General features: G+C 42.1%; 13 protein-coding genes. 2 read left to right on the top strand and 11 right to left on the bottom strand.

Annotated features, from left to right (window positions below; all coding sequences use genetic code 11):
• Nucleotides 1-462: 462 nt before the first annotated feature.
• Complete coding sequence (locus WAM07_RS08700; protein WP_422166089.1) at nucleotides 463-1221, bottom strand: fumarylacetoacetate hydrolase family protein; 759 nt, start codon at nucleotides 1219-1221, stop codon at nucleotides 463-465.
• A gap of 213 nt (nucleotides 1222-1434) precedes the next feature.
• Here WAM07_RS08700 and WAM07_RS08695 point away from each other — a divergent pair, with 213 nt between their 5' ends.
• Nucleotides 1435-2532, top strand: a complete 1098-nt coding sequence (locus WAM07_RS08695) for an acyltransferase family protein (RefSeq protein ID WP_422166088.1) — start codon at nucleotides 1435-1437, stop codon at nucleotides 2530-2532.
• A gap of 38 nt (nucleotides 2533-2570) precedes the next feature.
• On the opposite strand, the gene WAM07_RS08690 is transcribed toward WAM07_RS08695, so the two are convergent.
• Genes WAM07_RS08690 through WAM07_RS08680 form a run of 3 tightly spaced genes read right to left on the bottom strand, consistent with a single transcriptional unit; the run spans nucleotide 2571 to nucleotide 3675 of the window.
• A complete protein-coding gene (locus tag WAM07_RS08690; RefSeq protein ID WP_422166087.1) occupies nucleotides 2571-2768 on the bottom strand; it encodes a hypothetical protein in 198 nt (65 codons plus the stop codon).
• A 17-nt stretch (nucleotides 2769-2785) separates the two neighbouring features.
• Nucleotides 2786-3388, bottom strand: a complete 603-nt coding sequence (locus WAM07_RS08685; RefSeq protein ID WP_422166086.1) for a pyroglutamyl-peptidase I — start codon at nucleotides 3386-3388, stop codon at nucleotides 2786-2788.
• Nucleotides 3389-3408: 20 nt separating this feature from the next.
• Nucleotides 3409-3675, bottom strand: a complete 267-nt coding sequence (locus tag WAM07_RS08680; protein WP_422166085.1) for a DUF3899 domain-containing protein — start codon at nucleotides 3673-3675, stop codon at nucleotides 3409-3411.
• A gap of 329 nt (nucleotides 3676-4004) precedes the next feature.
• On the opposite strand from WAM07_RS08680, the gene WAM07_RS08675 reads away from it, so the two are divergent.
• Complete coding sequence (locus tag WAM07_RS08675) at nucleotides 4005-4862, top strand: STAS domain-containing protein (RefSeq protein WP_422166084.1); 858 nt, start codon at nucleotides 4005-4007, stop codon at nucleotides 4860-4862.
• A gap of 97 nt (nucleotides 4863-4959) precedes the next feature.
• Here WAM07_RS08675 and WAM07_RS08670 read toward each other — a convergent pair whose 3' ends face one another.
• The 7 genes from WAM07_RS08670 to WAM07_RS08640 all read right to left on the bottom strand — a co-directional run bounded on the left by WAM07_RS08670 (nucleotide 4960) and on the right by WAM07_RS08640 (nucleotide 13350).
• Complete coding sequence (locus WAM07_RS08670; protein WP_422166083.1) at nucleotides 4960-7131, bottom strand: FUSC family protein; 2172 nt, start codon at nucleotides 7129-7131, stop codon at nucleotides 4960-4962.
• 206 nt (nucleotides 7132-7337) lie between these two features.
• Entirely contained in the window at nucleotides 7338-8204 is an 867-nt protein-coding gene (locus WAM07_RS08665) for a MurR/RpiR family transcriptional regulator (RefSeq protein WP_422166082.1), read from the bottom strand.
• 14 nt (nucleotides 8205-8218) lie between these two features.
• Complete coding sequence (locus WAM07_RS08660) at nucleotides 8219-9058, bottom strand: carbohydrate ABC transporter permease (RefSeq protein WP_422166081.1); 840 nt, start codon at nucleotides 9056-9058, stop codon at nucleotides 8219-8221.
• A gap of 18 nt (nucleotides 9059-9076) precedes the next feature.
• A complete protein-coding gene (locus WAM07_RS08655) occupies nucleotides 9077-9970 on the bottom strand; it encodes a carbohydrate ABC transporter permease (RefSeq protein ID WP_224893511.1) in 894 nt (297 codons plus the stop codon).
• 82 nt (nucleotides 9971-10052) lie between these two features.
• Nucleotides 10053-11423: an extracellular solute-binding protein gene (locus WAM07_RS08650; protein WP_422166080.1), complete on the bottom strand. Its 1371-nt coding sequence runs from the start codon at nucleotides 11421-11423 to the stop codon at nucleotides 10053-10055.
• A 58-nt stretch (nucleotides 11424-11481) separates the two neighbouring features.
• Nucleotides 11482-12390, bottom strand: a complete 909-nt coding sequence (gene murQ, locus WAM07_RS08645; protein WP_422166079.1) for an N-acetylmuramic acid 6-phosphate etherase — start codon at nucleotides 12388-12390, stop codon at nucleotides 11482-11484.
• Nucleotides 12391-12408: 18 nt separating this feature from the next.
• The gene (locus WAM07_RS08640; RefSeq protein WP_422166078.1) at nucleotides 12409-13350 is read right to left on the bottom strand and encodes an N-acetylglucosamine kinase; all 942 of its coding nucleotides are present in this window, start codon (nucleotides 13348-13350) and stop codon (nucleotides 12409-12411) included.
• Between the last annotated feature and the right edge of the window lie 231 nt (nucleotides 13351-13581).

Below are 13581 nucleotides of genomic sequence, written 5' to 3'. Positions count from 1 at the left end.
GTTCAGAGACACTTGGAACTTTTTCACAAAAATTTTTGCTTTCTCCTTAACATTTCCTCTAAGATCTTTTAGGAGGGAATCATCGTTAGAAGATTGATCTTTATTACGATTTTCTCCGCTCACATCTATCAACCCTTTTCCTTTAATTTCCTATCAGCTGCCAATTATTGTGCTATTTTTTATCCTTAGTTCCCATGAAAGTTATATTGAAACCTTATATAAAGGGATTTTAGAGAAAAATGGTTAATTTTTGAATTATTATTACAGGGAATTCCAACTTTTACCTCAGTAATTCCAAGGCTTTAAGAGGATTATTGATTCATATATTACACTTTTTACATTTTAATTATATAAAGATAATTTTTGAGAAATAACCTTCTTGCCAGCTAGTGTGTTCCAGATCCAAATGAAGGACTTTACCAAAAAAAGAGTCTTGCGAGAAAGTTCGCAAGACTCTTTTTCTTATTTATTTACATAATTGCGCAGTTTGCCTATGCCTTCGATTTCAATTTCTAATTCATCTTCAGGAGAAAGCGGTCCAACTCCTGAGGGCGTTCCAGTCATAAGAACATCCCCTGGCTTTAGTGTCATCACTTTAGTGACCTGTACGAGGAGCTCTTCTACACTATGGATTAAATCACTCGTACTAGAATCCTGCTTTATTTCTCCATTCAGTGTAAGTTTGATTTCAGTATTCCCGGGATCAAGGTCGGTCTCAATCACTGGTCCTAGAGGCTTAAAAGTAGGATAAGACTTGGCACGGGTGTACTGGCCATCTTTCTTCTGCAAATAGCGGTCGGATACATCATTGCCGCACGTGTAACCTAACACATAAGATAAAGCTTCTTCTATTGTTACATCCTTCGCTTCTTTCCCTATTACTATAGCCAATTCGGCTTCATAATCAATCCGGTGATCTTCTGTTGGCAGGGTAATACCAGCATTGTGCCCGATGATGGCTGTTGGTGACAGCATAAACATCATTGGTTCTTCAGGAAGAGGCTTCCCTTGTTCTTCAGCGTGAAGCGCGTAGTTGAGACCTATAGCAATGAGCTGTCCCGGTTCAGTAGGAGCTAAAACTTCCACCTCATCCAGCGAATCGGTGGCAGATAACTTTTGAACAGGGCCTTCTATGTAATTGCCATCCAGCCGGGTTATTGTCTCGCTTTCGAGCACCCCATAATAAATAGTACCTTCTTTACGATAACGGATATACTTCATTGGAAAACTCCCCTCTCTAGTAATGACTCTATTATAAATCAAGACACCAGGCTAATCCTACCAAAACCTTCCACCTCAGGTCATCCATAAAATGGATGACCTGAGGTGGAAATAAATCCCTGGATTAAACTATTAAATATCATGAAATTGTTATATCAATCTAGCTGAAATCGTAATACAATGACAGAGTATAATAAAAGGAGGCCTCGACTCTTGAAAAAAGGCTTTGTAAATGAAATTTTCTTTATTCGATTTGTTGCTTGTATGTGTGTTGTTCTTATTCATTCTATTACAATGGCCCGAAGCAATCTCGACGTATCAGCTTCTACAACAAGCGTCACCTATTTAATTAATATGAGCATGATGTTCGCCACACCGGTCTTCGTCATGATTTCGGAGTTTTTGCTATCTTACTCTTATCCTGACCGCCTCCCGAAATCATTTTGGAAGAAAAGAATACTATATATTCTGGTTCCTTACCTCGTGCTCGCAGCTGTTTATTCCATGTATGCCCTTGGTCTCGATGGATTAACTTGGTCAGCATTTAGCGAGTTATTCTTTAAGAAAACACTCCTTGGCGCCTGGCACGGATATTTCGTACTGATTATTTTTCAGTTTTACGCGCTGCACTTTTTATTGAAGAAATCCTTTGACCGCTTCCCTCCGCTATTGGTGATCAGTCTTGCCTTAATGATTAACCTTATATATCTCGGATTTTTTAACTTTAAGGGTACGATCTCAGGTCTTGAATTTATGTGGGAGTATTATCAGCTTCCGTTTCTCGGCTGGTTTTTCTACTTCACTGTTGCTTATTACGCAGGAAAACATCTCGACGAATTTCTTTCTTATCTGAAGAAATATAGATTTTGGATTATCGGCGGAGCCGTCTTTGCCGGCATAATTCCTATCTATTTAAGAATTTCCGGCATATTGACCGCTGTCAGCTCAAAAAGGTTTGATATCATTTTCTACACGTTCCTTGTATTTTGTGTCCTCTATCTGATTGCTATGAAATTAAATAAAGTACCTAAGCCTGTCCTTTGGATCAGCAGCTGTTCCTACAGCATTTATCTACTTCACCCCTTGTTTCAATATAATGCGGTCGGATGGTTTGAGTCCATTCAGCTGCCATCTAATTTAGTCGTTTATATTTTAGCATTCTTTGTTTTAGGTGTAGCAGGTCCCATTGTTATGAGTTATCTATTTAATCTGGTTCCTTTTGGGAATTTGGTTACCGGACGAATTAATATGCCGAACCTCGGCTCGTCTTCTTCTCAAAAACCAGCTGTCAACAAAGGAAAAGCATCCTAAAAAAGGCACCCTATGGGGGTGCCTTTTTATATTCCATTTTAAAAACGGCTGACGCGGATCTGATCGATCTCACTTGAAAGTGGGTATTTCACACGAAACTTTCGATTAATCGCATGAATGAGGCCATGCTTCGCCTCTTCACTTCTAATTCCACTCTCTGAAATATCCTCGTGCTGGTAATTAACTTCAAAGTCAATATGATGGTTTTTATAGTGAATTTGCCCAGATACTACCATAAAATGGATCCTCCTTCTTACTCCAGGGTCTGAATCATCGTTTCGATACCTTCTTGCAAGGTTGATAGTGGCCACGCTGGCATCTCAGGCTCGTCCATCGCAATTTCAAAAGATGCTGGTATATGGACAAAACCTGCAGGGATCGTTTTCTCATTTTGATAAAGTTCATGCAGCAGCGAATACATAACATTATTACAAAGATAGGTACCCGCCGTGTTAGAAATTGCAGCGGGAATTCCTTTTTCTCTTAGACATGTAACTATATTTTTAATAGGAAGCTTAGAAAAGTAAGCATCGGCCCCATCTTCCTGAATCGGTTCATCCTCAGGGACGTATCCATCATTATCCGGAGCCCCGTCTTTAATATTAATCGCTACCCGTTCAGGTGTAATTCTTTTGCGATGAGCCGCCATTCCTAATGTGATGACAGCCTCGGGATTAATGTGGTAATAATGAGTAATCAGCTCTTCAGCTGAACGATTAAAATCTACTGGCAGAACCACCCCGTGGATGGTATAGTTTCCAATCGTCCGTCCATCCAGATATTCTACGATGGATTCGGTCGGGTTGAACGCAAAATTTAAAAAAGGTTCAAAACCCGTTAATAATAATTTCTTCATGTGTAGACCGCCTTTCTTATTTATGAGAGGAGCCACAAGAGAATAATAGAATACAGTATGGATCCTCCCCCTGCTGCTAAGAAAATCAACATACAACGATCAAGCCATACTTCTTTCCAATCTCTCCTTTCGAAATCTTCTGCAATTCTCTTATCTGCTCGTTCCTGAGCTCTCGAATGTGGAATGATCAATTGTGAGAGTCTCTTAAAGCCTCCGAAAAATTTATGAAGAAATCCCGTTTGGCCAATATAAAAGCTGGCTCCAATAATAAGAAGAATAAGCCCCAATAGAAGGATTCGTTGATCACTTCGGCTTCCTCAAGACTCATTCCCCAATGAATCAAAAACCATGCAGAAAATGAGAGTAACAATGTAATTATGTAGATTTTCAAGTGGATGCTCCTCTCACGGACATTCCATAGAAGGAAACCAGATTACTTATTACGAAGGAAATCAGGGGTTACATGCCTCCATTTTAAGAAGCTGCGGTGAAAGAGATATACATTGACGGAGCCTGTGTTCTTTTTAAAAAGGACCAATCTCTCATTCTTCTGAGTGATTATTATGGTAGAATAGAATAAGGTTTTTCACCATAAGAGGTAAAGGGGAAGGTATTTATGTCCAGTCAATATAATTTAGCCTCTTCCGAATTTCACTCATTAAAAACGGTGTCCCGTAAAATGTTTGAAATCATCAGCAGGCAATTAAATGTAAATACAGCATATGTGACACAGCGCGGCGAGACAGCGATGACAGTTCTTAGCTCGTTTAATAGAGAAGACGAAATTATCCCTGAAGGGTATAGCGTAGAGTATGGCGGAACTTACTGCCGGCTGATTATCTCGGACGATAGGGATTTTATGCACACGGATAATTTAACAAAGGATGAATTAACGAGAGAACTCGAAGTCACGTCCCAGTTGGAAGTAAAAGGATTTCTTGGTGTCACGTTAAAAAACACGAATGGTCACGTATTTGGTACCTTATGTGTGATGGATAAAGAAGAAAAGAACTTCAGTAATGAAGAAGTGGAATATTTAAAATCAATGGCCGAGATTCTTTCTCATCTTATTGACTTGGATGAAACGAAATATAACATGGGGCTATTAAACGTCCCCATTATTCCGATTACGAGCGGTGTTTCTATTTTGACACTTCAGGGTATTATTGATGGATACAGAGCAGATAAGATTATGGAAACAGTACTTCAGTACGGAGTTGATAACGATATCGACTCTTTCGTTATCGACTTGTCCGGACTCGTAATCGTGGATAACACCTTTCCAAGTGTGCTGATTGAACTGGTGCGATCTTTAAAGCTGATGGGAATGGAAACGATCATGACGGGGATTACGCCGGAAATTGCAAAACATGAAGTCAATAACACTCAGCTTCTTCATCTAAATACTAAAACGGTGCCGAATCTGGAGTCCGCGCTTGAGTATATTGGATTTAGACTAATAGAAAAAAAGTAAACGTAAACACAGTCTTAATAATTCATAAGAACGAGCAGCTTCCTGGATGGGGAAGCTGCTCGTTTTGTGCATGTATGGAAAAATGGATTTTCTCATGTTATTTTTCTTTGTCAATTCCCATATGATGACCTAGCATCAAGAGGGACTGATTAATTTTCCAGATATAGTACAAATGATGAACAAGATCACCTTGATTGTCTTGATGACCAGGAGCGAAGCGTTCAATTTTTTCCCGTTCTTCCTGTAAATCATGCAACGTCCCTGTCCATTCATCTGTTTCAATCATCTTCGTTAACACTTGAATGTTATGCGTGAATTTCTCTTCCACTGTTAGGAAAACGCTGCTTACTTCTTTTGGATAGTGGAATTTCTTCTGATAGGAAGAGGCGACTAAATGCTTGGCATAATAGTTAATAGCGGTAAAGATGGTAATCCAGCGTGGAAGTCCAGAATATTTCCGGGCACCAGGACCCTGAAGAACAGGTTTCGATTCATCTTCAATGGTTTGAATTCTGCCATCCAGTTCGAAAGCAATATCCGCCATGTCTTTAACACCTGTCGGCTCCTTTAGACTGTGAATATACCGTTGGACATAAGAATCCAGCTCATTTAAGTAATCCGTGAAAGCTTCCGATACCTTGTCCATGGTTTTGGTGGGATAAATAAAAGCGGAAACTCCAAGAGCGATAGCGCCTCCTGCAATAGTATCGATAACTCGGGCACCTAACAGTTCCATACTAATTCCGCCGAGGATCAGGTCATACATAAAGGCAATCAGCATGGTAATAAACAGACTCATAATGGTGTAGGAAACCGTTAATAAATAAAAAGCTAAAAAAATCACAGAAAACAGGAGGATCACTTCAAGCGTCGAGTTTCCAGACACAAGAGTAGCAAGGATAAAACCAATTATGGCACCAATCAGCGTTCCCACCGAGCGTTCTAATCCCTTCAAATAAGTCCGGCCTACCGTCTCTGTGCCCAATTGAACAATAAATGTAGTCAGCAGTACCCAATATGGCTGAATAGGAGAGATGAGATAACCTACTATAATGGCAATCGTCCCGGCAATGAGGGCTTGAATTGCTTTTTTTGTGGTGGGCTTCAGCCCTTTCTCCTCTTTGTCATCTTCCTCGTCTTCTTCCGCTTCATCCTCTTCATCTGAGTGTGGAATATCGATCGCTTGCAGAGAATACTGGATGCGGAGTGCTCCTTCTGTAACATGGCTTGCAATAGCTTCTATGCGGCGAAGTAAGTAAATCCACCCTTCCGGACGGGAAGGCTGATTGTTGAATAGATCATTTATGAATGACTGCAACGACCTAATGACATCTTCCGCTTCCGCGAGGTTTTTCTCCTTATAGTCCTGATCAAGAACCTCGGCTGCCTGCAATGTGGAAATAACCTGAATAAGCAACTTGCGCAATTCAGCCATCTCGAGCGCGTCATCTTTTTTCAATTTTTGTAAACTGTCAGCCAGCGTCATAACAAACATAGCCGTATCGAACACATAGAGCTTAAGCTGCTTTGCTGTGAGACCTGGCCAGATCCCTTTAATATCCTGAGCACTTAAGTCAGTGGAAACATTATTCGCGTATTCCCTCAACTTCCGAACGTTGTACTCAAGCTTTCTTCTTCGTGATTCACTCGTTTCAGGATCTTGAATAATTTCGATTAAGAGTTGAAATGTAAGGTTTGCCTGGCGATGAAAAGAACGCATACTTCGCTTGAGAAGCTGAACAGAGTCCTTAAAAATGACAAAATTATAAAGGAATGCATAGAGGATTCCAATGGCGATGGCCAAATAAAACAAGGGAAATTGGGCGGGTGATAGTTTTAAGAAAGAGGAAAAATAGACTGTAAAAAACCCAATCATACCAAGCGAAAAGTATCGGCTCCCATACCTCGAGAAGTAAAAGCCACTAAATATAATGATAATCATTAATGCGGAAACGAGGATGGCATTCCAGGCTAATAAGGAGCCTAACGTCACGCCACACCCAGCGGACAGCGCAAGCAGCAGGGTAGTTACTTGCTTCTTTTCTTTTGTATCATCCATTACGACCATGATTCCCATAAGACCGGCAATTCCTGAGATGATAGATGGCAAAAGCGGCTCAAGACCCAGGAGACTTAAAATAAGAGTAGTTGTAAAAACGGAGGAAATTAAACTAATGGTCGCTTTACCAGCCTGATTCAAACGTTTCCGTCCAGGATCAGAGGCTAGTAACCGGCGGAGCCAATAGGATCTATATAGGAATTGCTTCACTGCAGCATCCACCTTTTCATGTTCATTGCTTATATTATACTTCTTCTATGGTAAGGGGTTTTAGATTTTAGAACAACTGTTATGCCCTGACTGAAAAGCTAAAAACCACCTGCAGATCCGCAAGTAGATGGATAAATGGAAAATTATGCAAGACCTGAGGTGGAATAATATGGATGACCTGAGGTGGAAATTAATGGATCTGTTTGTTATTTTCCTTTTAGCTGGTTCATTACATCTGTAATTTCATTAAAGTAGGCGGAAGCTTGCTCATACTGCTCCGTAACCAAGTTCACAAACAGGATATCAATCATATGAAGCTGGGCAAGACGGGAAGAAGTCGCACCGCTCCTGAATGGCGCTGGTATCTCCCGGGAAGCGGAAATATACAAGGAGATATCAGCTGAATTCGTCACCGGTGACTGACCGTATCTTGTCAGGCTGATCGTTTTTGCACCTTTTTCCTTCGCGATCTCCATGACTTTAGCTGTTTCATACGTTTCTCCGGAAAATGAAATCCCAAAGACCACGTCCTGCCCATCCACGTTAGCAATATTCATGACCGCATTGTGAAGGTCTGTGAACGCGGATGTACTTTTGTTCATCCTCAAGAATTTCTGCTGAGCATCCTGGGCCACTATGCCAGACGCCCCAACACCAAAGAAGTGGATTCTCCGGGCGTTCTTAAGCACTTCAACCGCCCGCGCCAGCGATTGATAATCGACCAGCTCAGTCGTTTCATTGATTGCCTGCATGCTGTTACTTGTTACTTTTTCAACAATAGAGTCCGGCTGCTCACCCGGCTGAATATCCCGGTATTTGGAGCCAGGCTTTTTCTGTAAATCACCAGATATACGCAATTTAAGCTCCTGTAATCCTTTTAACCCCAGAGACTTGCATAATCTCATGACGGCCGCGCTGCTAGTAGAACTTAAATCTCCCAGTTGACTGGCCGTACAATGGATCGCCTCATGAGGCTGATCAAGTATAAACTGCGCGATTTTACGCTCAGATGGGGGAAGCTTATCCTTCATTTCGTTCAATATTACGAGCCCGCCAGTTAAAGAGTTCTTCATCCATATCACCACGCTTATCCTTTAATAGCTCCCTCAGTCATGCCTTTCACAATCCTGCGCTGGAATATTGCATAGAGAATAATAACAGGAACAATTGCAATGACAAGACTTGCAAACAGCGTTCCCCATGCATTGGTATATTGCGTCTCATTACTAATGTAATCAATTGCGAGTGCCAGCGTATAGTTCTCTTCGGATTGTAAAAAAATCAACGCCATAAAGTATTCATTCCAAAATTGTATCATGTTCATTATGGTTACGGTAATAATCCCTGTTGTCGAAAGTGGTGTGATAATTTTCCATAGAATGCCGTAAGGGCTCATCCCATCAATGGATGCAGCCTCCTCCAATGATTTAGGGATCGTTGCCATAAAGCTGGTCAGCACAAAAATACTGAATGGAAGCTGGCTGACGGCATAAACGATAGCAAGTCCAAAGATATTATCAAGCAGATTCAGCTGCATCAATAAGAAAAACAACGGAATCCACCCGAGCACCATCGGAATCATCATCGCTGAAATATATAACGTAAATAACAGCCGGTTACCCCGGAACCTCATCCGCTCCAGAGCATAAGAAGTCGGAATGGCCATAGCAAGCGTCAATAACGCCCCAAGACCGGTAACAATTAAACTATTAAACACACTGATATCGATATTATAATTGGTCCATGCGTCCACGAAGTTACCGAAATTAAATGATTCAGGCATCCCCCAGGGATTAGAGTAAATCTCAGCATTGGATTTAAAGGCCCCAAGAATCATCCATACGATCGGATATAAAACAGCGAGCGACCAAATAATGAGTGGAATGCGCACAAAAGATCGTGAGAAAAATCCGCCTTTACGTTTCACTGTCTCCCCTCCTGCCGGTTAATATTCTACTTTCTCTCTTCTCATAAAGAACTGCATAATCAGCACAGTAATTAGAGATAAAATCAGGATCATGACACCGATTGTCGCTCCGTAGCCGAAGTTGTATTTTACAAAAGCCTGTTCATATAAGTATGACCCCATCACGTGTGTGGAGTTATTCGGACCGCCCTTTGTCATTACTTGAACGATAATAAAGGATCCATTTAATGTGGTAATAATAATGTATAAAATGGATATTTTAATCTGCGGCCAAATCAGTGGCAGCGTTACTTTCCAAAACTGCTGCCATTCCGTCGCTCCATCAATTTCCGCGGCTTCATAGTAGCTTTTGGAGATATTTGAAATTCCACCCATCAACATAAGCATGAATAATCCAATCCCCGCCCAGACAGAAGGCAGTACAAGACTTGGCAGCGCCCAGTCTTCACTTCCAAGCCATGGGCGCGTCCAGCTTTCAAGGCCGATAAACTCCAGTCCTGAGTTAACAAGTCCAAGACTCGGGTTGTAGATGAACATCCACAGAATACCGATAACCACGACCGACATAATATTCGGGAAGAAAAAGACGATGCGGTAAAAAGGGGCTTCTTTTATTTTCATTTGGGTTAACGCAACTGCAAAAAAAGTTGCTAGAATCATGATGCCAATTACTTTCGTAACCACAAGAAAATAGTCGTGAAGTATAGTTAAGGGGATAATTTCATCGTTTAACAGCCGTTTATAATTATCAAATCCGACAAACTCAGCGAGAGACGATGCTCCCGACCACTCAAAAAAGGAGTAATACAATCCATTGAACAATGGATAGAGAGTAAACACTGAAAACATTAAGAACGTAGGTACGAGACAAAAAGCAAGAAACAGATTACGCTGCTTTTTCGACTGAACCATCTCTTTCACCTCTTTTCAAGATAGGTAGGAAAAATGGAATGTGGAATTGGCTTGAGCCTCCACATTCCATCCCTTTTATGTCTTATTCCAAATTGCTGCGATACTCACTGGCTGCTTTTTCAGCTTCTTCTACAAACTCTTCAGCTGTAATATTACCAAGCATCAGGGAAACGAGTGAGTTACTGATTGGCGTTTCTAAATTTGAACTCATCGGGTGTGGTTTCTGATAAATTTGAACCTGATCCGGATCGTTGATCATCTTATTCGCTTCGATTAAGAACTGTGGAACCTCTTCGCTGGATGCTAAGTCAACACCTTGAAGGTTCATAATCGCACCGGTGTGCTCAGAGAACAATTTCGCATATTCCTTCGTAAACACAAATTCTACAAATGCTTTAGCTGCTTCTGGGTTTTCCGCTTTTTCAGCTATAGCAAGCGGTCTCAGGTCCGGTACAATCGCATATGGTTCTCCTTCATCCTGCATAGGAGACGGAATAAAACCATACTGGAAGTCTTCCGGCGTATCTTTTTCCATTTCATTCGGAAGCCAGAACCCAACAGGAATGAACGCGTTATCGTGCATCAGGAAGTTCATTTGCGACTGTGTATGGTTCAAAGCGCCAAATCCAGGATCAATGTAGCCCTCTTTCTGCATCTGTTCTACTTTTTTCATTACATTAAGTACTGGTTCACTAGTCCAGGCACCTTCTTCTCCTTTAATAACTTTATTCAGAAGTTCGTCACCGCCTGCAGCACCGAATGCTGGATACAGCATTCCACGTAAGAAGTAATAAGGATACTGGCCCGTGGTTACAAATGGGGCAATGTCTTCTTCTTGTTTAATCTGTCCCATCGTATCCATGAAACCTGGGAAGTCTTTCGGCACATCCCAGCCTTTTTCTTCAAACCAGGCACTGTCATACCATGTGCCCCACGTATCAAAAACGAGCGGCAGACTATAAACATCGCCATCATATTTAGCCGGATCTACAATAAAGCTTTCACTTAAGGGTGTACCGTCTTCAAGTTCAATGCCGTTCATCCATTCCGTCAAATTCATTAGCTGGCCATCTTCCACCATTTGAGTTTCACTGGATCCTGCACCATCAATATAGACAACATCAGGCGGATCATCGGAGACCCAGCGCGAGCGCATCTCTTCATTGATATTTGGACCCGCATGTTCCGTTATGGTTACATCAGGGTATTTCTCTTTAAAATCACCGATAACTTCCTTCCACCAGGAATCTCCATACCCTCCAACGAAATACTGAATTTCAAGCTCCCCGGAAATTTCTCCATCTCCGCCAGATTCAGAGCTTCCTTCCGAATCAGAACCTTCACTTTCACTGCTTGTGTCCTCCGATCCTGCTCCCGGAGCGCACGCTGCTAAAACTAAAACCAAAAATGCCACCAACATGAACCAGGCCGATTGTTTTCGCCAAATGGTCAATGCAAGCTCCCCCTTTTATTTGGTAAATTTATTTGAAACCCACAGTGTGGTATTCAAATCATTCATCCTGTGTTCTCAGTGCCTGCCGCAGATGCCCCTCGTTTTTATCCAGCAGGTTAAGTGCTTTTTCATAAGAAACTCCTGACTGGAGCATGACAATAGCCGGCTTCACTTGAAAATCTGCCTCCACTAAGGTCTGGTCAGCTTTTTCATAAGATGCCTGCGTGCACTCCACAATGATTCGTTTGGCCCGCTCGCGCAGCTTATGATTACTTGCATGAACGTCGACCATTAAATTCTCATAGACCTTCCCGAGATGAACCATCGTTGTGGTGCTAATCATGTTCAATATCATCTTGTGGGCTGTTGCTGCTTTCAACCGAGTCGATCCTGTCAATACTTCTGGTCCTACCACTACTTCAATGGAAGTTTTAGCAAAAGCACTGATTTCCGATAAGGGATTGCAAGAGAGCGATATCGTATAAGCACCTTTCTCCCCTGCGTATTTCAAAGCCCCGATAGGATATGGAGTACGGCCGCTTGCTGTAATTCCTACCACCACATCCAGGTCAGTGAGCTGTTTCTCTTTAAGGTCCACTTTACCCTGCTGCTCATTGTCCTCCGTATTTTCCCGGGCACGGGACAGCGCACTGCCTCCACCTGCCATAACGGCCTGAACTTTATCCGGCGGAACCATAAAGGTAGGGGGACATTCTGACGCATCCAGGATGCCAAGTCTTCCACTAGTTCCTGCCCCTACGTAAAACAATCGTCCTCCTTTTTTTAAAGCTGTGGTAATATGCTTGATCGCTTCCTCCACTTGAGGAAGTACGGTTTGCACAGCTTCCGCAACCCGCTGGTCTTCTTTATTCATAACCGTTAAGATTTCGCCTGTCGACATTTGATCCATATGTTTTGACCGCAGATTTCGCTGCTCTGTAGTTAATAAAGCTAAAGAATCTTCCATATTCCTTACCACCTTTCTTTACTTTGCGAGTAAACAGGCCCCGAATTCCGGCGGTCCGAAAGCTTTACAATAAGTTCCCAGCCTCCGCTTATGTAATTGTTCAATGAAATGCTGTTTTACAACCGCTGAATGTTGAAAAATAGATCCCGCTGCCGTAACCGGTGTTTCTGATGTAAACGATGAAGATTCCCGATACAAGCTTGCTGCATGAAGGATCAGTTCCTCCGCCGCTTCTTGCAATATAGCAATCGCTACTTCATCTCCCTGCTCCGAAGCAGCAATTACATGCCTGGCTAATCGTGCAATCTCGTGCTTTTCATGGGGCCGGCCATATAAATACGATATAAGCTGCGCCGGTTGTTCCAAATTAAGATCGCTTAAAAGTAAGGATGTAATCGCGGTGTCCTGGCCACGACCATCCGCAGCTTTCGACACTTTTGATAGCGCTTTCAAAGATATGTAATAACCGCTGCCTTCGTCTCCAATTAGATGTCCCCACCCGCCGCAGCGAATGATCACTCCGTTTTCATCGATGGCAATCGCATTGGATCCGGTACCGGCGATGACGAGCATGCCGCTCGCAGATTCTTCAGGGAGAGCCCCTTTCAATGCAATCACGCTGTCCGATGCGACAAACAAATGGCAATTTTCAGAAAACTCAAGAGAGTAAAATTTTTTTCTCAGTAACTCCGTCATATGTTCTTCATCATCTTGGCGTCCAACGCCAGCCAGTCCACATCCCACTCCAACGATCTGTTGTGGCGCGATCGAAAATTGTGTAAGCCCCTGTCTGATTAAATTTACCAGTCTTGCTCCAGCTTCCTCAAAACCAATAATATGAGGATTTGTGCCTTTCCCTACCATTCGTTTCGGCTGGGCCGGGAGCTTATTTTGGCCGGCTTCCATAAACAAACAGGTCGTTTTCGTACCTCCGCCATCAATTCCAATGACATAATTCATGGCCATCCCCCAAACTATTTTATGAATTCAGTATAACGTTCGTGAATTTTTATGTCAATTATCCTATGTAATTTCGATATAAAATTTTAGAAATATTCATACAATGTTAAGTGGAATTTTATGGTTGACCTGAGGTGGAATAATATGGAATCTTATGAATGACTACATCTGGCTCAGTAGTTTGCGTTTAAAAACTTCACTATATATTCTTAAATCATATATCTTGACTTC

It is taken from the genome of Halobacillus sp. (genome assembly GCF_049282395.1).
Classification (GTDB): Bacteria; Bacillota; Bacilli; order Bacillales; family Halobacillaceae; genus Halobacillus.
Note: the sequence above shows the minus strand (reverse complement) of the source record. Positions and strands in the feature narration are given on the sequence as shown.